This is a genomic window from Azospirillum aestuarii, assembly GCF_016632405.1.
GTDB lineage: Bacteria > Pseudomonadota > Alphaproteobacteria > Azospirillales > Azospirillaceae > Azospirillum > Azospirillum aestuarii.
On the sequence record NZ_JAEPIV010000013.1, the window covers coordinates 151,141 to 170,892 of the forward strand.

The 19,752-nt window shown below is 67.7% G+C and carries 16 protein-coding genes; 13 read left to right on the forward strand and 3 right to left on the reverse strand.

Annotation, left to right across the window (positions count from 1 at the left end; genetic code table 11):
- Nucleotides 1–45 precede the first annotated feature (45 nt).
- On the reverse strand, nucleotides 46–861 hold the full coding sequence (locus JJL56_RS21015; RefSeq protein ID WP_186452970.1) for an SDR family NAD(P)-dependent oxidoreductase: 816 nt from the start codon (nucleotides 859–861) through the stop codon (nucleotides 46–48).
- Nucleotides 862–1,218: 357 nt separating this feature from the next.
- On the opposite strand from JJL56_RS21015, the gene JJL56_RS21020 reads away from it, so the two are divergent.
- From JJL56_RS21020 to JJL56_RS21055, 8 genes are all read left to right on the forward strand, one after another.
- Nucleotides 1,219–1,668, forward strand: coding sequence for a MaoC family dehydratase (locus JJL56_RS21020; protein WP_014239679.1), 450 nt, complete (start codon nucleotides 1,219–1,221; stop codon nucleotides 1,666–1,668).
- Between the two features lie 179 nt (nucleotides 1,669–1,847).
- Entirely contained in the window at nucleotides 1,848–2,810 is a 963-nt protein-coding gene (locus JJL56_RS21025) for a bifunctional riboflavin kinase/FAD synthetase (protein ID WP_200486147.1), read from the forward strand.
- A 173-nt stretch (nucleotides 2,811–2,983) separates the two neighbouring features.
- Nucleotides 2,984–3,694, forward strand: a complete 711-nt coding sequence (locus JJL56_RS21030; RefSeq protein ID WP_200486148.1) for an orotate phosphoribosyltransferase — start codon at nucleotides 2,984–2,986, stop codon at nucleotides 3,692–3,694.
- Nucleotides 3,695–3,902: 208 nt separating this feature from the next.
- Nucleotides 3,903–6,758 (forward strand): isoleucine--tRNA ligase, encoded by a 2,856-nt coding sequence (gene ileS / locus JJL56_RS21035; RefSeq protein ID WP_200486149.1) that lies wholly within the window; start codon nucleotides 3,903–3,905, stop codon nucleotides 6,756–6,758.
- A gap of 150 nt (nucleotides 6,759–6,908) precedes the next feature.
- Nucleotides 6,909–7,412, forward strand: coding sequence for a signal peptidase II (lspA, locus tag JJL56_RS21040; RefSeq protein ID WP_200486150.1), 504 nt, complete (start codon nucleotides 6,909–6,911; stop codon nucleotides 7,410–7,412).
- Nucleotides 7,413–7,496: 84 nt separating this feature from the next.
- The gene (locus JJL56_RS21045) at nucleotides 7,497–8,099 is read left to right on the forward strand and encodes a DUF3035 domain-containing protein (RefSeq protein WP_186452979.1); all 603 of its coding nucleotides are present in this window, start codon (nucleotides 7,497–7,499) and stop codon (nucleotides 8,097–8,099) included.
- A gap of 139 nt (nucleotides 8,100–8,238) precedes the next feature.
- A complete protein-coding gene (locus JJL56_RS21050) occupies nucleotides 8,239–9,645 on the forward strand; it encodes a M16 family metallopeptidase (RefSeq protein WP_200486151.1) in 1,407 nt (468 codons plus the stop codon).
- A 1-nt stretch (nucleotide 9,646) separates the two neighbouring features.
- Complete coding sequence (locus tag JJL56_RS21055) at nucleotides 9,647–11,011, forward strand: M16 family metallopeptidase (RefSeq protein WP_200486152.1); 1,365 nt, start codon at nucleotides 9,647–9,649, stop codon at nucleotides 11,009–11,011.
- 178 nt (nucleotides 11,012–11,189) lie between these two features.
- Here the strand turns inward: JJL56_RS21055 and JJL56_RS21060 are convergent, their stop codons facing one another.
- Nucleotides 11,190–11,357: a hypothetical protein gene (locus JJL56_RS21060; RefSeq protein WP_200486153.1), complete on the reverse strand. Its 168-nt coding sequence runs from the start codon at nucleotides 11,355–11,357 to the stop codon at nucleotides 11,190–11,192.
- 175 nt (nucleotides 11,358–11,532) lie between these two features.
- On the opposite strand from JJL56_RS21060, the gene pgi reads away from it, so the two are divergent.
- On the forward strand, nucleotides 11,533–13,176 hold the full coding sequence (gene pgi, locus JJL56_RS21065; protein WP_200486154.1) for a glucose-6-phosphate isomerase: 1,644 nt from the start codon (nucleotides 11,533–11,535) through the stop codon (nucleotides 13,174–13,176).
- Nucleotides 13,177–13,272: 96 nt separating this feature from the next.
- Here the strand turns inward: pgi and JJL56_RS21070 are convergent, their stop codons facing one another.
- On the reverse strand, nucleotides 13,273–13,953 hold the full coding sequence (locus JJL56_RS21070; RefSeq protein WP_145626725.1) for a calcium-binding protein: 681 nt from the start codon (nucleotides 13,951–13,953) through the stop codon (nucleotides 13,273–13,275).
- 238 nt (nucleotides 13,954–14,191) lie between these two features.
- On the opposite strand from JJL56_RS21070, the gene JJL56_RS21075 reads away from it, so the two are divergent.
- The 4 genes from JJL56_RS21075 (at nucleotide 14,192) to mutL (ending at nucleotide 19,688) form a co-directional block, all read left to right on the forward strand.
- Complete coding sequence (locus tag JJL56_RS21075; protein WP_145626724.1) at nucleotides 14,192–14,980, forward strand: hypothetical protein; 789 nt, start codon at nucleotides 14,192–14,194, stop codon at nucleotides 14,978–14,980.
- Nucleotides 14,981–15,150: 170 nt separating this feature from the next.
- The gene (locus tag JJL56_RS21080) at nucleotides 15,151–16,329 is read left to right on the forward strand and encodes a hypothetical protein (RefSeq protein WP_145626723.1); all 1,179 of its coding nucleotides are present in this window, start codon (nucleotides 15,151–15,153) and stop codon (nucleotides 16,327–16,329) included.
- 554 nt (nucleotides 16,330–16,883) lie between these two features.
- Nucleotides 16,884–17,741, forward strand: a complete 858-nt coding sequence (locus JJL56_RS21085) for a hypothetical protein (protein WP_200486156.1) — start codon at nucleotides 16,884–16,886, stop codon at nucleotides 17,739–17,741.
- A gap of 51 nt (nucleotides 17,742–17,792) precedes the next feature.
- Nucleotides 17,793–19,688, forward strand: coding sequence for a DNA mismatch repair endonuclease MutL (gene mutL, locus JJL56_RS21090; protein WP_200486157.1), 1,896 nt, complete (start codon nucleotides 17,793–17,795; stop codon nucleotides 19,686–19,688).
- Nucleotides 19,689–19,752: the final 64 nt, after the last annotated feature.

Here is a 19,752-nt window from a genome sequence, read left to right on the forward strand (position 1 = left end):
AATGAGGCCGTATGAATCTAAAGCGAATGAAAATTCGCTTTAGGGTCAGGCCCGCGGCGGGCGGACGGTCCTGCCGGCGCGCTGGCCGCGGTCGAAGGCGGCCAGCAGAGCGCCCAACCCGCCGGACGCCGCGTGGCGCGACCACAGGAAGGGGCGCAGCATGTTGCGGGCGCCGAAGCCGTGCACATGCACCGTGCGGCACCCCAAAGCCTGCAACCCCTCCCGCGCCACGTCCAGCGGATCGGCGGCCCCCGGCAGCGCGTTCAGGGCGAAGCCGGCGCGCTTGCCGAAGGCGGTGCGGGTGGCGCCGGGGCACAGGACCAGCACATCCACCGGCTTGCGCTTCAGCTCCGTCGCCAGCGCCTCGCCATAAGCCAGGATGAAGCTCTTGCTGGCGCAGTAGGTCGCGAGGAACGGGACCGGCTGGAAGGCCGCCGTGCTCGACACCAGGATCAGCCCCGCCCGCCGCCCGTCGCGCGCCGCCCGCTCGATCATGCCGGGCAGCAGCGCGCGGGTCAGCACCGTGGTCGCCACCACGTTAAGCTCCACCGTCGCCCGCTCCGCCTCCGGCGCGTTGTCCAGCACCGGCCCGAAGGCGCCGGACCCGGCGTTGTTGATGAGCAGGTCGATCTCCAGCGTCTCCGCCTTCTGGATCAGGGCGTTGCGCCCTTCGTCGGTGGTCAGGTCGGCGGACAGCACCTCCACCCGGCGGCCGGCGGATTCCAGCTCGGCCTTGCGGGCGGTCAGTGCCTCGGCGTTGCGGGCGGCCAGCAGAAGGCCGGTGTCGGCGGACAGGGCGCGGGCGAAGCCGGCGCCGATGCCGGAGGTGCCGCCGGTGACCAGCGCGAAGCGGTGGAGCATGGGTCGGACTCCGTCACGGTTCGGGGAAGGGATGAAAGGTGACGGTTGGCCGCGACGGCGGGATGTCAAGACGTCCGCCCCCGAGTCGCCGCGCATTCCGCGGTGCAGCACGCCGAATTGTCAGTACACATATTAACTGGAGCCGCTCCGGACTTTTACTGTCACGGATCTGAAATCGCCGGGCCAGAGGAAGCAGGCGAAAGGCCTCGACTGCCTCCTCTTTCGAAAGAGGTTAGCGGTTTTTTCACTTTTTCAGGCGAGTCGTGTTGCCATCACGTGGTTGCAGTGCATATATCGCATTGCACCATACGTGTTGCCGCACCGCTCTGCCGGTGCTTGATGAAAAGGAACCGCGGTATGGATGATGTTCGCCAAGTCCTGAAGGACAACGAGGGCCACTGCATCGAGGATCTGACCGTCGGCATGACGGCGTCCTTCGCGAAGACGGTTACCGAGGCGGACATCGTGCTGTTCGCCGGCATCTCCGGCGACACCAACCCGGTCCACCTGAACCAGGAATACGCCAGCGGCACCATGTTCCAGGGCCGCATCGCCCACGGCATGCTGAGCGTCAGCTTCATCTCCGCCGTTCTGGGCACCAAGCTGCCGGGTCCGGGCGCCATCTACATGAGCCAGACCGTGCGCTTCAAGGCGCCGGTCCGCGCCGGCGACACGGTGACCGCCCGCGCCACCGTGACCGAGATCATCCCGGAGAAGCGCCGCGCCGTCGTCCGCACGGTCTGCACCGTCGGCGAGACGGTGGTGATCGAGGGCGAGGCCCTGCTGATGGTCCCGTCGCGCGGCTGATCCCGCCAAACCTGTAAAGCGGGCAAGCCTTTAACACGTGAAACGACTTGCCGGTCGCCGGTGCGTAGACCACGCGCCGGCTCCGGTCTATATAAGACGCCCATGGCATGGCCCGCCCCGGCGGGCCGCCATCGTTTCCGGGGGCCGTCCGCGGCCCGCAGACCATCAGGGCGTGACGCATGCGATTGTTCCGACACACCGCCGACCTGCCGGAGGACGCCCGCGGGGCCGTCGTCGCCCTGGGCAACTTCGACGGGGTGCACCGCGGTCATCAGGCGGTGATCGCCACCGCCCAGCGGATCGCCCGCGATCTCGGCGCGCCCTCGGCGGTGATGACCTTCGAGCCGCATCCCCGCTCGGTCTTCCGCCCCGATGACGCCCCCTTCCGCCTGTCGCCCTTCCGCGTCAAGGCCCGCCACATCGAGGCGCTGGGGGTCGACCTGCTGTTCGTCTGCCATTTCGACGAGAGCTTCCTGCACAAGACCGCCGACGCCTTCATCCAGGAGGATCTGGTGGCCGGGCTTGGCGTGCGGCACGTCGTCTGCGGCTACGACTTCCTGTTCGGGCACGGCCGCGGCGGCGACCCCGCCCTGCTGCGTCAGGCCGGCGCGGCCTACGGCTTCGGCGTGACCGAGGTCGGGCCGGTGGCCGACGATGCGGACGGCGTCTATTCCTCCACCCGCGTGCGCGACGCGCTGGTCGCCGGCAACCCGCGCGAGGCCGCCCGGCTGCTCGGCGCCCCCTGGGAGATCGAGGGGCGCGTGGAGCATGGCGACCACAAGGGCCGCACCATCGGCTTCCCCACCGCCAATGTCGAACTGGCCGACTATCTGCGCCCCGCCTTCGGCGTCTACGCGGTGCGCACCGGGGTGGACCAGGGGGCGGGCACGGTCTGGCGCAACGGCGTCGCCAACCTGGGCCGCCGCCCGACCGTGGGCGGAACGGTGGAACGGCTGGAAACCCACATCCTGGACTTCGACGGCGACCTCTACGGCCAGCATTTGCGCGTGCAGCTCATCGAGTTCCTGCGGCCGGAGCGCAAGTTCGGCAGCTTCGGCGAGTTGAAGGACCAGATCGTCCAGGACGCCGCAGCCGCCCGCGCCGTGCTGACCAAGGAGCCGGCCGGCGGAGCAGAGGGCTGAGCGACGATGGAACCGTGCAAGGCCGCCGAGCCGTCGCCGTCCGGTGCTGACCCGCTGCATCACGCTGGCGCTGCCGGGGAAGTGACGGCGAAGGGCGAGCCCGCCCCATTGCGATTCGCACGCCGGGGGGCTACACACGGGGCAGTTTGAGCCTCCCTGGGAGCCGTTAGGCCATGACCACCGCCGCCGCCCTGCCCGCCCCGACCAATGGTGACCGGGCCACGATTGCCGCCACCGCCGCGAAGATCCTGCTGGAAATCAAGGCGCTGCATTTCAACGCCGAGACGCCCTTCATCTTTACCTCCGGCTGGGCGAGCCCGGTCTACACCGACTGCCGGCGCATCGTGTCCTTCCCGCGCGCGCGCAAGGCCCTGATGGACTTCGCCGTCCAGACCATCGAGCGCGAGATCGGTTACGAGAGCATCGATGCGGTGGCCGGCGGCGAGACGGCAGGCATCCCCTTCGCCGCCTGGATCGCCGAACGGCTGGAACTGCCCATGCAGTATGTCCGCAAGAAGCCGAAGGGCTTCGGGCGCAACGCCCAGATCGAGGGCGTGCTGACCGAGGGGCAGCGGGTCATCCTGGTCGAGGACCTCGCCACCGACGGCAAGAGCAAGGAGAACTTCGTCACCGCGCTGCGCAACGGCGGGGCCACGGTGACCGACAGCTTCGTGATCTTCCATTACGGCATCTTCCCGCAGTCGAAGACCAACATGGACCGCATCGGCGTCCGCCTGCACGAGCTGTGCACCTGGTGGGACGTGCTGAAGGTCGCCCGCGAGAACCGGTACTTCGACGAGAACACCCTGTCGGAGGTCGAGAAGTTCCTGAACGACCCGGTCGGCTGGTCCGCCGCCCATGGTGGCAAGGCCAGCTTCGACTGAGGCCCTTCGCAGGGAAAGCCGCTCGCCCTGCTCCTTGACCGCACCGCACACCCCGCTAATATCCGCGCCATGAAGCTCGATTGGCGGGTCACGGCGCCTCCGGCGCGAATTACCGGCCCGGCTCTCTGAGGAGGGCCGGGCAATTCCGTGTGTGCGTCGGGCGGCCCGACCGCTGCCGCCCGAAGAATTCGTCTTCCAGGAATCCCCGATGACCCGCGACTACAAGTCCACCGTCTTCCTGCCCCGCACCGACTTCCCCATGCGCGGCGGCCTGCCCACCAAGGAGCCGGAGCTGCTGAAGCGCTGGGAGGACATGGGCCTCTTCCAGCGGCTGCGCGAGACGGCGAAGGACCGCGAGAAGTTCGTCCTGCACGACGGCCCGCCCTACGCCAACGGCAACATCCACATCGGCCACGCCGTCAACAAGGTGCTGAAGGACGTCATCGTCCGCTCGCGCCAGATGCAGGGCTTCGACGCCAACTACGTCCCCGGCTGGGACTGCCACGGCCTGCCCATCGAGTGGAAGATCGAGGAGAAGTACCGCGCCGAGGGCAAGGACAAGGACGAGGTTCCGCTCAACCAGTTCCGCGCCGAGTGCCGCCAGTTCGCCCAGAAGTGGGTGGATGTGCAGGCCGGCGAGTTCCGCCGCCTGGGCGTTGAGGGCAACTGGGCCGACCCGTACCTGACCATGACGCTGCCCGCCGAGGCGCAGATCGTCCGCGAGATCCACAAGTTCGCCATGAACGGCGGCCTCTACAAGGGCGCCAAGCCGGTCATGTGGTCGGTGGTGGAGAAGACCGCGCTGGCCGAGGCGGAGATCGAGTACCACGACCACACCTCGACGACGGTCTTCGCGCGCTTCGCCATCTGGGGCTCGCCGGCGCCGGAGGTCGACGACGCCAACATCGTCATCTGGACGACCACGCCCTGGACCCTGCCGGGCAACCGCGCCATCGCCTTCGGCGACGACATCGAATACGCGACCTACAAGGTGCTGGCGGTCGAGGAGGGTAGCCTCGCCGAGGTCGGCGAGCGGCTGGTCATCGCCACCGCGCTGGCCGAAAGCGTCTTCAAGGAAACCAAGATCGCCGACGCGCGGCTGCTGCACCGCTTCCCCGGCTCGCGTCTGGCCGGCGGCTACTGCCACCACCCGCTGACCCGCAGCGGCTACGACTTCAAGGTGCCGCTGCTGGCCGGCGACTTCGTGACGACCGACGCCGGCACCGGCTTCGTCCACATAGCACCCGGCCACGGCGAGGACGACTTCCACCTGGGTCAGGCCAACGGCATCGAGGTGCCGCAGACGGTCGGCGAGGACGGGCGCTACTACGATCATGTGCCGCTGTTCGCCGGCCTGCGCGTCTACACCGCCGAAGGCAAGCCGGGCGAGGCCAACGGCGCCGTGCTGAAGGCCTTCCAGGAGGTCGGGGCGCTGCTCGCCAAGGGCCGCGTCAAGCACAGCTACCCGCACAGCTGGCGCTCGAAGGCCCCGCTGATCTTCCGCACCACGCCGCAGTGGTTCATCTCCATGGAGACGAACGACCTTCGCAAGACGGCGCTGCAGGCGATCTCCGACACGACGTGGTTCCCCGCCCAGGGCGAGAACCGCATCCGCGCGATGATCGAGCAGCGTCCGGACTGGTGCATCAGCCGCCAGCGCGCCTGGGGCGTGCCGATCGCCCTGTTCGTCCGCAAGGACAACGGCGCGATCCTGCGCGACGCCGAGGTGTTCAACCGCATCGCCGACATCTTCGAGAAGGAAGGCTCCGACGCGTGGTTCGCCCGCCCGGCGCAGGACTTCCTCGGCAACGCCTACCGCGCCGACGATTACGAGCAGGTCAAGGACATCGTCGACGTGTGGTTCGAGTCCGGCTCGACCCACGCCTTCGTGCTGGAGCAGCGGCCGGAGCTGAAGTGGCCGGCGTCCCTGTACCTTGAAGGCTCCGACCAGCACCGCGGCTGGTTCCACTCCTCCCTGCTGGAAAGCTGCGGCACGCGCGGCCGGGCGCCCTACGACGCGGTGCTGACGCACGGCTTCACGCTCGACGAGCAGGGCCGCAAGATGTCCAAGTCGCTGGGCAACGTGGTCGCCCCGCAGGAGGTCTGCGACAAGTACGGCGCCGACATCCTGCGCCTCTGGGTGGTCAGCACCGACTACACCGAGGACCAGCGCATCGGTCCGGAGATCATCAAGTACCAGGCCGACCATTACCGCCGCCTGCGCAACACGCTGCGCTACATCCTCGGCGCGCTGGCCGACTACACCCCGGCCGAGCGGATCGCCGTCGCCGAGATGCCGGAGCTTGAGCGCTGGGTCCTGCACCGCCTGTCGGAGCTGGACGCGCTGATCCGCGCCAAGATCGAGGCCTACGACTTCCACGACCTGTCGGTTGCGATCCACAATTTCTGCGCCGTCGAGCTGTCCGCCTTCTACTTCGACGTCCGCAAGGACAGCCTCTATTGCGACGCGGCCGGCTCGGTCCGCCGCCGCTCGGTCCGCACGGTGATGGAGCATCTGCTCTCCACCCTGACCGCGTGGCTGGCCCCGATCCTCTGCTTCACCGCGGAGGAGGCGTGGCTCGCCCGTCCCGCGGGCCTGACCGGCGTCGATGGCTGGACCGAGGAAAGCGTCCATCTGCGCGTCTTCCCGGCCATCCCGGCGGAGTGGCGTAACGACGATCTCGCCGCCAAGTGGGAGTCCATCCGCATCGTCCGCCGCACCGTCACCGGCGCGCTGGAGCTGGAGCGGGCCAACAAGAAGATCGGTTCGTCGCTCCAGGCCAACCCGACCGTCTTCGTGGACGCGGCGACCAAGGCATTGCTCGACGGCGTGGACTTCGCCGAGATCTGCATCACCTCGCAGATCACGGTGGCGGAAGGCACGGCCCCCGAGGGCGCCTTCGTCCTTCCCGACGTGGCCGGCATCGCGGTGGTGCCCGGACTCGCCGAAGGGGGCAAGTGCGAGCGCTGCTGGAAGATCCTTCCGGAGGTCGGCACGAACGCCGCACACCCGACGCTGTGCCTCCGTTGCGCCGAAGCCGTGGACGCGGAACCGGCGTTCTAATACGCGTTGCCGGAGCCTGCGCCTTATCCCCTCTCCCCTCTGGGGAGAGGGTTAGGGTGAGGGGGTTCCGCCTCCTCGCCGCGTCCGGCAAACGCGCAACCCCCTCACCCCGACCCTCTCCCCAGAGGGGAGAGGGAGCAGGAGCACTCCATGAGCAGCCTCTCCACGTCCGGCAGCCGCAGCTTCACGGTCTTCGGCCTGTCCGTCGCCGCGCTGGTGGTGGTCCTCGACCAGCTCACCAAATGGTGGATTCTCGACGTGGTCATGCAACCCTATCCACGGGTTGTCGAGGTCACGCCTTTCTTTAATCTCGTGCTGGCCTGGAACACCGGGGTCAGCTTCGGCACCTTCGGCAGCTCCCACGCCTGGATGCCCTACGTGCTGGCCGCGGTGGCCTTCGCCATCGTGGTGGCGCTGCTGCTCTGGCTGAGGCAGGCCGACCGGCGCTACCTCGCGCTGGCGCTGGGGATGGTCATCGGTGGAGCCATCGGCAATGTGATCGACCGGTTCCTCTATGGGGCCGTCGCCGATTTCCTCGATTTCCACATCGGGGGGTGGCATTTCTGGGCCTTCAACGTGGCGGACAGCGGAATCAGCGTCGGCGTGGCGCTTCTCGTGCTGGATGGGCTGTTCGCGGGCCGCGAAAAGTCGTAATAGTTCACGCGACGGAGCCGCTATAAGGGACGCGGCCCGACGACAAGCGGCCTGACGACTAGACGACGGGACTCGAACGTGACCATGCTTTCCTTCGCCTCCTCCATCGCGCGGCGCTCCACCCGTTCCCTGGGGCGGGGTCCGCTGCTGGGCTTGGCGCTCGTCGCGCTGGCGCTCACCGGATGCACCGACGTCCGCCGCTCCATCGGCCTCGACCGCACGAGCCCGGATGAGTTCACGGTCGTGTCCCGCGCGCCGCTGACCATGCCGCCGAGCCTCGCCCGCCTGCCGGAGCCGCGCCCCGGAGCGGCGCGCCCGCAGGACGCCACCTCGGCCGCCGTGGCCGCCGCCTCGGTCTTCGGCGGCTCCTCGCGCGCCACGGCTGCCACCGCCGGACACACGGCGGGCGAGTCGGCATTGATCGCCCAGGCCGGCGCCAAGAGCGGCATCGAGCCGGGCATCCGCAACAAGGTCGATCAGGAGACGACCCAGCTCGTCGTCGCCGACAAAAGCTGGATCGACTCCCTGCTGTTCTGGCAGACGCAGGAGCAGCCCTACGAGGTCGTCGATCCGAAGAAGGAGAACCAGCGCCTGCGCGAGGCCCAGGCCACCGGCAAGGCGCTGAACGACGGCACCGTCCCGACCATCGAGCGCAAGCGCCGGGCGCCGCTGGAAGGGCTGTTCTAAGCCGATTTCAGGAGCCCAATTCAGGGCCCCAACTCAGGGCATTGTTCCGGGTGCTTCGCCGCACCAGTATCTAGGGGGCGTTCCCAGACGGGGACGCCCCCTTTGCATTCCCGTCCCCTTCGCTCCCAACGAGAGGCCCATGCTCCCCAACGGCCCCACCGCCCCGCCACCCTGGAAACGGCCCTGGCGCCGGCTCGCCGCCGCGGGCGTCCTGGCGTTCGCCCTGGCCGGCGCCATCCCCGCCGCCGCCCCAGCCTTCGCCGCCGAGAAGGGCGTCTTCTTCCCGGAGACCTTCACCCTGTCCAACGGGATGCAGGTCGTGCTGGTGACCAACCAGCGCGTGCCGGTGGTCACCCACATGGTCTGGTACAAGGTGGGTGCGGCGGACGAGCCGCGGGGCGTGTCGGGCATCGCCCATTTCCTTGAACATCTGATGTTCAAGGGGACGGAGGAGGTTCCGCCCGGCGCCTTCTCCCGCATCGTCGCCAAGAACGGCGGGCGCGACAACGCCTTCACCTCCTGGGATTACACGGCCTATTTCCAGAACGTGGCGCGTGACCGGCTGGAGCTGGTGATGAAGATGGAGGCCGACCGCATGTCGAACCTCCGCCTCACCGATCAACTGGTCTACCCGGAGCGCGACGTCATCATCGAGGAGCGCCGCCAGCGCATCGAGAACGAACCCGCCGACCGCATCGGCGAGCAGATCAACGCCACCCTCTACGTCCACCACCCCTACGGCACGCCGATCATCGGCTGGCCGCAGGAGATGGCCACCCTGACGCGGGAAGAGGCGGAGTCCTTCTACAAGAGCTGGTACGCGCCCAACAACGCCGTGCTGGTGGTGTCCGGCGACGTGACGGCGGAGGAGCTGAAGCCGCTCGCCGAGAAGTATTACGGCGGCATCGCCGCCCGCCCGGTGCCCGAGCGCGTCCGCGTGCAGGAGCCGCCGATCAGCGCCGCCCGCCGGGTCATCCTGCGCGACGACGAGGTGCGCCAGCCCTCCATCCGCCGCAACTGGCTCGCCCCCTCCTACCGCACCGACAAGGAGGGTCACGCCTACCCGCTCCAGGTGCTGTCGGAGATCATGAGCGGCGGCCCGACCTCCCGCCTCTACCGCAGCCTCGTCGTCGAGCAGCGCATCGCCACCTCGGCCTGGCTGGGCTACAGCCCGTCGGCCTGGGACATGACCTCGCTGGCGGCGGGCGCCTCGCCGGCCCCCGGCGTGACCATGGAGAAACTGGAAGCGGCGCTGGAGGCCGACATACTGACGCTCGTCGAGAAGGGCGTGACGGAGGAGGAGGTGGCCACCGCCAAGAAGCGCATGCTGGCCGAGGCCGCCTACGCCCGCGACAGCCTGACCGGCCCGGCCCAGACGCTGGGCGCCGCCGTCGCCACCGGCCAGAGCATCGACGATGTGGAGAACTGGCCGGTGCGCATCGACGCCGTGACCGCCGATCAGGTCAACGCCGCCGCCCGCGCCGTTCTGGGCCAGACCAACCACGTCACCGGCCTTCTGCTGCCGCTCCAGGACAAGGGAAGCTGAGATGATCGTCCTATCCAAGCGCCTCATGTCCAAGCGCGTCTTCGGCGCCTGTCTTTTCCTTTTCGCCTTCGCCATCACCACTCCGGCAACCGCCATCGAGATCAAGCGGGTGGTCAGCCCCGGCGGGATCGAGGCGTGGCTGGTCGAGGACCACAAGGTCCCGATCATCGCCCTGGAATGGGCCTTCGAAGGGGCCGGCGCGTCCGACCCCAAGGGCAAGGAGGGCCTCGCCAACCTCGCGGCGCGCACGCTGGACGAGGGCGCCGGCCCCTATGACAGCCAGGCCTTCGCCGCGCGGCTTCAGGACAACGCCATCGCGCTGGGCTACGACGCCGGGCGCGACGGTTTCGGCGGCAGCCTTCGCACGCTGAGCGACCGCCGCGACGAAGCGTTCGAGCTGACCCGCCTGTCGCTGGCCGAGCCGCGCTTCGACGCGGAAGCGGTGGAGCGCATGCGCGCCGCCGTGCTGTCCAGCCTGCGCCGCGATCAGGCCGATCCCAACTATGTCGGGCGGCGGCTGTTCTACTCCACCGCTTTCCCCGGCCATCCCTACGGCGACGAGATCCGCGGCACGCTGGAGTCGCTGCCGACGATCACGCCGGACGACCTGCGCGGCTTCGTGAAGAACGGCTTCGGTCGCGACCGTCTGGTCGTCGCCGCGGCGGGCGACATCAGCCCGGAGGATCTGGGCCGCGCACTCGACCATGTGTTCGGCGGCCTGCCGGCGACGTCCGCGAACGCCGCCATTCCCGACGTCGAGCCGAAGGGGCTGGGCGAAACGCTGGTCGCCACCCGCCCGACGGCGCAGACCGTCATGCTGATGGGCCAGACCGGGCTCAAGCGCGCCGATCCAGACTGGTACGCGGCGACCGTGATGAACTACGTCCTGGGCGGCGGCGGCTTCGGCTCCCGCCTGATGGAGGAGGTTCGGGAGAAGCGCGGCCTCAGCTATGGCGTCTACAGCTACCTGATCCCGATGGACCATTCCGCGCTGGTCATGGCCGGCGGCAACACGGTGAACGCCAAGGCCGGGCAGGCCCTGGACATCATGCGCCAGGAGTGGAAGCGCATGGCCGACGAGGGCGTGACGGAGGAGGAGCTGGCCGACGCCAAGACCTACCTGACCGGCAGCTTCCCCCTGCAACTCGGCAGCACGCAGGCGATCGCGGGTATCCTGCTCCAGGTCAAGCGCGACCAGCTGGGCATCGACTATCTGGACCGCCGCGACGCCTTCATCAACGGCGTCACCCAGGCGGACGTGCAGCGCGTGGCGAAGCGGCTGCTCGACCCCAACCGGCTGCTGACCGTGCTGGTCGGCCGTCCGGAAGGCGTGACGGCGACGCGGACGATCGAGGGGGGAAGCTGAGCAACGTTGTTGCGACGGGCCCCCACCCAACCCTCCCCCGCTCTCGGCGGACCAAAGGTCCGCCTGCCGCGTCAGCGCAAACCTCTGGTTTGCGCGAGAGCTGACGCAGGGGAGGCTTTTCTCCTCCCCCAGCGAAGCGGGGGGAGGTCGGGAGGGGGCCCCGCCGCGACCACGTCACTCACGCCAAGTCCGGCTGGCTCCCCGGAAAGCGCGGATCGCCGGGGTCCACGGGGCGGCCCGGCACCTTGCCGGGGATGATGCCCACCTGATCGGGCCGCTCGTCCTCGCGGCGTTCCTCCTCAGCCGGAACCGGCGGATTCTGTTCGGGTTTGCTGGGATCGGTCATCGTCACCTCCTGTCCCGAAAAGAACACAGGGCAGCGGTTGCCGGTTTCATCGTCCGCCCCGCATAGTCCGCTCACCCTAGACCTTTGTGCACGTTGGATGCGCCGCTTTGGCGCGTACCCGCCGCGCACCGAACGGTGCTAGGCTCCGCGCACGCGAGAAGGAGGCAAAATCCCAATGTCAGCGCTCACCCGTTCGCCCGCCTGGGAAGCCCTGGCCCGTCACCGCCAGGACGTTTCGGCCCTCCACATGCGCGACCTGTTCGCCGCCGACGCCGACCGCTTCAACCGCTTCTCCCTGGAAGCCTGCGGCCTGCTGTTCGATTATTCGAAGAATCGCATCACCGAGGAGACTCGGACCCTTCTGCTCGACCTCGCCCGCCAGCAGGACGTGGAGGGCTGGCGCGACCGCATGTTCGCCGGGGAGCGGATCAACATCACCGAGGACCGCGCCGTCCTGCACACCGCGCTGCGCAACCGCTCCAACCGCCCCGTGCTGGTGGACGGCCAGGACGTGATGCCGGAGGTGAACGCCGTCCTGCACCGCATGGAGCGCTTCGTCCGGCAGGTCCGCGACGGCGCCTGGACCGGCTACACCGGCCACCCGATCACCGACGTCGTCAACATCGGCATCGGCGGGTCCGACCTCGGCCCGGTGATGGTGACGGAGGCGCTGACCCCTTATCTGCACCCGCAGATCGGCGTGCATTTCGTCTCCAATGTGGACGGAACGCACATCAGCGAGACGCTGGAATGGCTGGACCCGGAGACGACGCTGTTCGTCATCGCGTCCAAGACCTTCACCACCCAGGAGACGCTGACCAACGCCCACACCGCGCGGCGCTGGTTCCTGGAGAGCGCCGGCGACCCCGCCCACGTCGCCAAGCATTTCGTCGCCGTCTCCACCAACGAGGCGGAGGTGCGCAAGTTCGGCATCGATCCGGCCAACATGTTCGGCTTCTGGGACTGGGTCGGCGGGCGCTATTCCCTGTGGTCGGCCATCGGGCTGCCCATCGCGCTCGGCATCGGCATGGACCGCTTCCATGAGCTGCTGGCCGGCGCCCACGCGATGGACGAGCATTTCCGCACCGCGCCGCTGGACCGCAACATGCCGGTGCTGATGGCGATGCTGGGCGTCTGGTACGTCAATTTCTGGGGCGCGAAGTCCCACGCCGTGCTGCCCTACGACCAGTATCTGCACCGCTTCCCCGCCTATCTCCAGCAATTGGACATGGAGAGCAACGGCAAGACGGTGGACCGGCAGGGCGCGCGGGTGGACTACGCCACCGGCCCGGTGGTCTTCGGGGAACCGGGCACCAACGGCCAGCACGCCTTCTACCAGCTGATCCACCAGGGGACGGAGCTGGTCCCCGCCGACTTCCTGGCCCCGGCGGAAACCCACAACCCCATCGGCGACCATCACCGCATCCTGCTGTCGAACTTCTTCGCCCAGCCGGAGGCCCTGATGCGCGGCAAGACCGCCGACGAGGTGCGCGCCGAGATGGTCAAGTCGGGCAAGCCGGCCGACGCCGTCGAGCCGCTAGTCCCTCACCGCGTGTTCGAGGGCAACAAGCCGTCCAACAGCATTCTGTTCAAGAAGCTGGACCCGCACACGCTGGGCGCCCTGATCGCGCTGTACGAGCACAAGGTGTTCGTCCAGGGCATCGTGTGGAACATCAACAGCTTCGACCAGTGGGGCGTGGAGCTGGGCAAGCAGCTTGCCGGGAAGATCCTGCCTGAACTCCAAAGCGGCCCGACCGGCGCTCTGGGGCATGACGGCTCGACCAATGGGCTGATCGGCTGGTACCGGAAGAACCGCTGAGCGGACCCATACGGCAAAGAGATGGCCAAGCGGAAGAGCGGCAGCCTGCCGCTCTTCCGCCTTTCTATCGCCCTATGCCGACCGGCGGGAAACCCGTCAAACGACACCCAGCAGAGCTGGGAAGTTGTAGACCGTGCTGCCGACCTGGAGCTGCTCGATCGTCGAAATTCCGACGGTGTTGGAGTTGGTCCGGAAATTCTCGATCAGAACACCGTTGTCGATCTGCTGGTTGTCATTGATGTCAGCGATCGTATAGAGCCACAGGTCATTGGTGTTGACCCAGGTCGCCTGCAGGTCACTCAGCGACACGTTCAGGAAAACCAGCCGGTCCGCCGAACCCGGATTGCTGTTCGCCGAATCGAAAATGTAGGTGTTTCCGCCCAGAAGGGGATCGTGGTAGTAGGTGTCGTCGCCGGCACCACCGTAAAGCTCGTCCCACGAGTAGGAACCGCCCCCGATCAGCGTGTCGTTCCCCGACGCCGAGGTCGTTCCGCCGTAGATCACGTCGTACCCACTGCCACCATGCAGCAGGTCCGCCTCGGTATCGCCGTTCAGATCATCGTCGCCGTTGCCGCCCAGCAGCGTATCGGAACCGCCATGGCCGAACAGGTTGTCGTTGCCATCACCGCCGTCGAGGTAATCGGCATAGTAGCCGCCGGCGATCGTATCGTTGCCCCCCAAGCCGTAGATTGAGAATTGATCCGTGATAGAGCCCGGGTATGATCCACCCGGCGCCAAGTCATTCCCATTGGACAGCGCATAGTTATAGTAGGTCACAATTTTCCTCCATGAATTAAAGTTCGTGCCCATACAATGAATGCACGCTATTCATTTATCATGATTCTTGTGAATGGCAAAATAATTTTAAATGAAATACAGCTGTACGGGCGCATACTATAGTATTACTTAGATAACTAAGTAATATAGAGCCGCCTTGTATTTCGATCCTATTGCGGATATCAAAAAAAAAGCATATAAGCGATGGAAGGAATCGAGATCCCAGGAGGATGCGGCCATGGATGTTCAGTCAGCCTCGATCGGTGCATATTCGATATCATCGGCCGCCTCCACAAAAGCCACCTCCCAGTCACGCGCCGCCGATGGCGATCAGATCGGCAGCACAGCCGCTACCGCCACTGCGGGCACCAAGGACACCCTGTCCCTGAGCACGCTGGCGGCAAGCCTCAAGGGGCCTTCGCTGGACCTGTTCAACAAGCTGAAGCAGAACGAACGCACCCTCCTCGGCGACCTTGTGGACAGTGGCAAGGTCACCGGGGACGACGTGAACAACGCGCTGATGAGCAGCCTGAAGCAGGCACGCCGCACGTCTTTCGCGACCGGCAGCATGATGTTCGAGTCCCGGAATCCCGGCCTCTTCGCCCGTGCCGACAGCGTCACCGCAGACGAGATGCTAAAGGCGACGGACAACACGCTGGCCCGGCGCAAGGAACTGGTTTCGCGGCTGGGCGAACTGGAAAAGAACGGCCAGGGCGGTTCGGACGATTACAGCGCGATCCTGAGCGCTCTCTCCGGATCGGAATCCGGCTCGGGCCGCCGGGACATGCCGGTGAATGGTCCTCCCCGTTCGACCCGGATCGTGTCGCCCTATACCATGAATCTGGCCGATCCGCGCTTCCTCCAAAGCGGCGAAGAGGAAGCGGCAAGCAATAAGTTGAAGGACTCCGGTGTCTCGCTGTCCAGTTTCACGGAAGCCGCCCGCAGCATGGCCGAAGAGGACGTGATGGGCATGGTGAAGGAACAGGCGTCCTTCCTGGCTGAGATCATGCGGCGGAACGGCGGCTGAGTCAGCGCAGCGGGGCGGATGAGGTCAGGTTGGATGGACAATGCGGCGTCCATCCGGGCGCCGGCCCCACCCGTCCGCCAATTTGGTGCAATCGCTTGTAGCGCCATCAATCCTCCACCGCCACGCTTCTCCGGACCGCCTCGGAAGCCCCCGTGCGTGTGGAGACGCTGATGCCCATCCTGAAATTCATCGAGGTCAACGCCGCCAAGGCCATCCTGGCGGAAGCCAAGCCCAAGAACATCACCTTCGGCAACGGCAAGCTGAACATCGGGATCGGCGTCGAGTTCGATAAGGAGTTCATCGAGAAGCTCCAGGACGATCCGCTGTCCTGGCAGAAGCTCCAGGACGCCGCCTCCTCGGCCTACAAGGACTTCATCGCCGAGGCGGTCGCCGAAGTCGTCAAGACGGACAAGGTGATCGGCCGCCTGGTCGGCGACCCCACCATGCAGAAGGCGGCGGCGGACGTCTGCTACGCCGGCCTCAAGATGAAGGCGTCCAACCTGACCACGGCGGTGGACGCCAACGTCAAGAAGGCGTGGGCGCAGATCATCAAGACCAACAAGGACTACAGCAAGTACAAGTGGCGGGCCGCCGTCCATGTCGGCCTCCAGATCGGCGGCGTCGCGATCTCCGCCGCCGGGATCGGCGGGGCCGTGGCGACCGGCGGAGTGTCCGCGGTCATCGGCATCTATGGCATGGTCAAGAGCTGCCTCGGGCTGTTCAAGGACCTCGTCAAGCTCTGGCTGTCCGCCGAGAAGTTCCGCACGGCGATCAACGGGCAGGTCACCAAGCTCGTCAAGGCCTACAACGCGAAGAAGTCGGTGGCGCGCAACAGCTCCGACTCCGCGAAAGAGGTCATCAACGCGGTCTTCGGGACGGAACTCGGCACGATCGGGAAGTGCCGCGGCGACATCAAGCAGTATCTAAGCAAGCTCGACGGCGTGGACGTCAAGTCCCACGAAATCTCGCGGGAGCTCGGCAAGGTGATGTCCAAGCTCGACCGGGCGATGAAGGACATGAAGACCGTCGCCAAGAACAACAAGGCGCTGGCCGCGGCGCTGCCCAAGCTGGAAGAGCAGATCAACGACCTGATCGTCAAGATCGTCGCCAAGCAGGAGATGATCAACGAAGGCCGCGAGTGGGCGAACCGGATGGACGAGGCGCTGGAGATGCTGGAGAAGGGCAAGCCGGGCTGGCTGAAGGTTTTCGACAAATCGCTCGTCCTGCTCGATCTCGGCCTCTCCTTCACCGACCTGTCCGCCCAGGCCGACAAGATCGTGGAGATCGCCTGGGGCGCCGCCCAGGCCGCGGAGGAGCTGTACGACGACATCAGCGAGGCGGTCGCCTGACGTCGGCATGACCGAGACGCCGGGCGACGCTCCAGCAGGAAAACCTTGTGCGGCGCGGCGATCCGGCGTAGGGTGCAGGCCATGAACCCCGTGCGCCTCACCTCTCCCGCCCTTCTGGGGCGATTTTGGTACCGCTGGTACACACCGGCGGCCTAGGTATCGCACACCCACGATGCACCCGAAGCCGCCCGACCCGAGGCGGCTTTTGTGTTTTCAGCACGCGGTGCACGCAAAATCCCCCTGACGGTCACGGCGGCCTCCCTTACGAACCGGAGGTCCCATCATGTCCGATTTCGATTTCGACGTCGTCACCGGCCCGTCCCGCGCCAGCTGCCCCGCCGCTCCTGCCGAGCCGGAGGCGGAGGACCATGGGCACCCCGCGGACGCGACCACCCCGGCGTGATCTGCCCCGTCCGTCGGTGGACGGGACCGGGCAGCACGGTTTGACGGGTCGCATTCGCCGCATGGCCAACCAGCGTCGGACAAGGCATTCTTCTGCACCACCTCAGGCTGTGACTTGAGGGCCGAACCATCGGCGATCAGGGGAAACGCGCATGTCCGTCACCGACATCACCGGCACCACCCCCGCCGCCTATGGCGTGGGCTCCGCGAAGCCGGCTCCGGCAAAGTCGCCCGATGCCTCCGCTCGGGGAGCGGCCACCGCCGGTCGCGGGAGCCGGGAGGATGTGGTCAGCCTGTCTCCCGATGCGGTCAAGGCCATGAACGCCCGGTCCTTCTCCATCACCGTCCCGCCGGAGGGAGGCGGCGCGTCCGGGGCCGCCCTGCCGTCCGGCATCGACGCCGCGAAGCTCAACCCGAACTACATGCTCGCCCGCATCGACTATATGGAGAAGCATGGAGACTACATGGAGAAAGCGTTTGGCCTGCTGCGCCAGACGCTCGGCCTCCCCGAAGACCGGCCGTTCTTCCTGGGCGGGGCGGGCAATGCGCTTCTGGACAAGATCGCGCAGAAGAACGGCCTGACCAAGCCCGAGATGCCGGAGATCCTGCGAGCCGCCGGGGAGAAGGACCCGTTCGAAGACGATTCCGACGCCGATGCTGGAGTGATCGGGATCGGCCTGCCCAACAGTGGCAAAGAACTGCAGGTCGTCTTCAGCCGCCACGACCTCGCTTCCATCTCAGCCAAAGCGGCCGATTCGCTGAAGATGGTTTCCCTGACGGACCAGAACGAGCGCAGCGGCCCGCTGCTCGGCACCATCAAGGAGGGCGTGCTGGGGCGCTTCACCGACACCCGGCCCGGCCAGGGCGCCAACCTGTGGGCGGTGACCGATGGCGGCGGCCCGAACGCCCGCGTGGTCGCTTCGGTCCGCTCCGTGGGCATGGACGACGTTGCCGGCGAGGTGGCGACGGGTTTGCTGAAGAACCTGAAGGAACTGTTCGCCAAGGCGTAAGCCCCGCCGCACATGGTGGCATTCCCGACGCCGGCCTACTATATTTGGGCCATGCCGATCCGCATGTTGCCCGACACGCTCGTCAACCGAATCGCCGCCGGCGAGGTGATCGAGCGACCCGCCGCCGCCGTCAAGGAACTGGTGGAGAACGCCATCGACGCCGGGGCCACCCGCATCGACGTGGTGGTGCGCGACGGCGGCAAATCGCTCATCACCATCACCGACGACGGCTGCGGCATGGCGCCGGACGAGCTGGCGCTCGCCGTGGAGCGGCACGCCACCTCCAAGCTGCCGTCCGACGACCTGCTGGACATCCGCTCGCTGGGCTTCCGGGGGGAGGCGCTGCCCTCCATCGGGGCGGTCAGCCGCCTGACCCTGACCAGCCGCCCGCGCGGCGCCGACAGCGCCTGGGCGCTGACCGTGGACGCCGGGCTGAAGGGCGCGCCGCAGCCCGCCGCGCTCGCCCAGGGCACTCGGGTGGAGGTGCGCGACCTGTTCGCCGCCGTGCCCGCCCGCCTGAAATTCTTGAAGGCCGCCCGGACCGAGTTTGACCACATCGGCGACTGCATCGAACGGCTGGCCATGGCCCATCCCGGCGTGGCCTTCACGCTGGACGGCGAGGGGCGCTCGACGCTGCGCCTGTCGGCGGCGCAGGGCGACCTGCTGGATGCCCGGCTGACCCGGCTGGGCGCCCTGATGGGGCGCGACTTCCAGGACAACGCCGTGCCGGTGCGGGCGGCGCGCGAGGGGGTGGCTCTCGCCGGCTGGATCGGGCTGCCCACCCTGCACCGCCCCACGGCCCGCCACCAGCACCTGTTCGTCAACGGCCGCCCGGTGCGGGACAAGCTGATGGTCGGCGCGGTGCGGGCCGCCTACGCCGATTTCCTGCCGCGCGACCGCCACCCCATGCTGGCGCTGTTCCTCGACCTCGACCCGCAGGAGGTGGACGTCAACGTCCATCCCGCCAAGGCGGAGGTGCGGTTCCGCGACCAGGGTCTGGTGCGTGGGCTGATCGTCGGGGCGCTCAAGCACGCGCTGGCCGAGGCCGGGCATCGCGCCTCGACCACCGTGGGGCTGGCGACGCTGGGCGCGCTGCGCCCGGAGAGCGGGGTGGACGCGGACGGAACCATGCCACCGCCTTCTCCCCTGCCCTACCGCAACCCGGCGCACCAGCCGGCGCCGTCCTGGGGCGGCGGCTACGGCTCCGTCGTGCCGCGCGGGCTGGCCGACCGGGCGACCGCCTTCCAGGCGCCCCATCAGGCACCGCTCCCCCCCTTGCAAGGCCGCCTCGCCGGCTGGCAGGCCGCACCTGCCGCGCGCCCGCCGGATTACGCGACGCAGGCCGCCGCCGCTCCGCCGCTGGACAGCCACCCGCTGGGGGCGGCCCGCGCCCAGGTCCACAACACCTACATCGTCGCCCAGACCACCGAGGGCATCGTCATCGTCGACCAGCACGCCGCCCACGAGCGGCTGGTCTATGAGCGGATGAAGACCGCCCTTCTGGAGGGCGGCGTCAAGCGGCAGGCCCTCCTGATCCCGGAACTGGTGGAGTTGGACGAGCCGTCCGCCAACCGCCTGCTGGGCCGCGCCGCGGAGTTGGCGGAACTGGGTCTGGCGGTGGAGGGCTTCGGTCCGGGCTGTGTCCTGGTGCGCGAAGTGCCGGCCCTGCTGGGGCAGAGCGACGTGAAGAGCCTCGTCCGCGACCTCGCCGAAGAGTTGGCGGAGTTGGGCGACGCGCTGTCGTTGAAGGAGCGGCTGGAGGACGTGTGCGGGACCATGGCCTGCCACGGCTCCGTCCGCGCCGGGCGGTCGCTCAGTGTGGAGGAGATGAACGCCCTGCTGCGCCAGATGGAAGCCACCCCCCACAGCGGCCAGTGCAACCACGGCCGCCCCACCTATGTGGAGCTGAAGCTGTCCGACATCGAACGGCTGTTCGGGCGACGGTGAGTGAGCTGGTCCCCGTTTCCCGGACAGTCGGATAAGCTTGGTTCGCCCATCAGGAAGGACGGAC

Bases quoted from the DNA above. Each gene is read 5' to 3' on its own strand.
- JJL56_RS21015 (WP_186452970.1), bottom strand. From the start codon at position 861: ATGCTCCACCGCTTCGCGCTGGTCACCGGCGGCACCTCCGGCATCGGC.
- JJL56_RS21020 (WP_014239679.1), top strand. From the start codon at position 1,219: ATGGATGATGTTCGCCAAGTCCTGAAGGACAACGAGGGCCACTGCATC.
- JJL56_RS21025 (WP_200486147.1), top strand. From the start codon at position 1,848: ATGCGATTGTTCCGACACACCGCCGACCTGCCGGAGGACGCCCGCGGG.
- JJL56_RS21030 (WP_200486148.1), top strand. From the start codon at position 2,984: ATGACCACCGCCGCCGCCCTGCCCGCCCCGACCAATGGTGACCGGGCC.
- ileS (WP_200486149.1), top strand. From the start codon at position 3,903: ATGACCCGCGACTACAAGTCCACCGTCTTCCTGCCCCGCACCGACTTC.
- lspA (WP_200486150.1), top strand. From the start codon at position 6,909: ATGAGCAGCCTCTCCACGTCCGGCAGCCGCAGCTTCACGGTCTTCGGC.
- JJL56_RS21045 (WP_186452979.1), top strand. From the start codon at position 7,497: ATGCTTTCCTTCGCCTCCTCCATCGCGCGGCGCTCCACCCGTTCCCTG.
- JJL56_RS21050 (WP_200486151.1), top strand. From the start codon at position 8,239: ATGCTCCCCAACGGCCCCACCGCCCCGCCACCCTGGAAACGGCCCTGG.
- JJL56_RS21055 (WP_200486152.1), top strand. From the start codon at position 9,647: ATGATCGTCCTATCCAAGCGCCTCATGTCCAAGCGCGTCTTCGGCGCC.
- JJL56_RS21060 (WP_200486153.1), bottom strand. From the start codon at position 11,357: ATGACCGATCCCAGCAAACCCGAACAGAATCCGCCGGTTCCGGCTGAG.
- pgi (WP_200486154.1), top strand. From the start codon at position 11,533: ATGTCAGCGCTCACCCGTTCGCCCGCCTGGGAAGCCCTGGCCCGTCAC.
- JJL56_RS21075 (WP_145626724.1), top strand. From the start codon at position 14,192: ATGGATGTTCAGTCAGCCTCGATCGGTGCATATTCGATATCATCGGCC.
- JJL56_RS21080 (WP_145626723.1), top strand. From the start codon at position 15,151: ATGCCCATCCTGAAATTCATCGAGGTCAACGCCGCCAAGGCCATCCTG.
- JJL56_RS21085 (WP_200486156.1), top strand. From the start codon at position 16,884: ATGTCCGTCACCGACATCACCGGCACCACCCCCGCCGCCTATGGCGTG.
- mutL (WP_200486157.1), top strand. From the start codon at position 17,793: ATGCCGATCCGCATGTTGCCCGACACGCTCGTCAACCGAATCGCCGCC.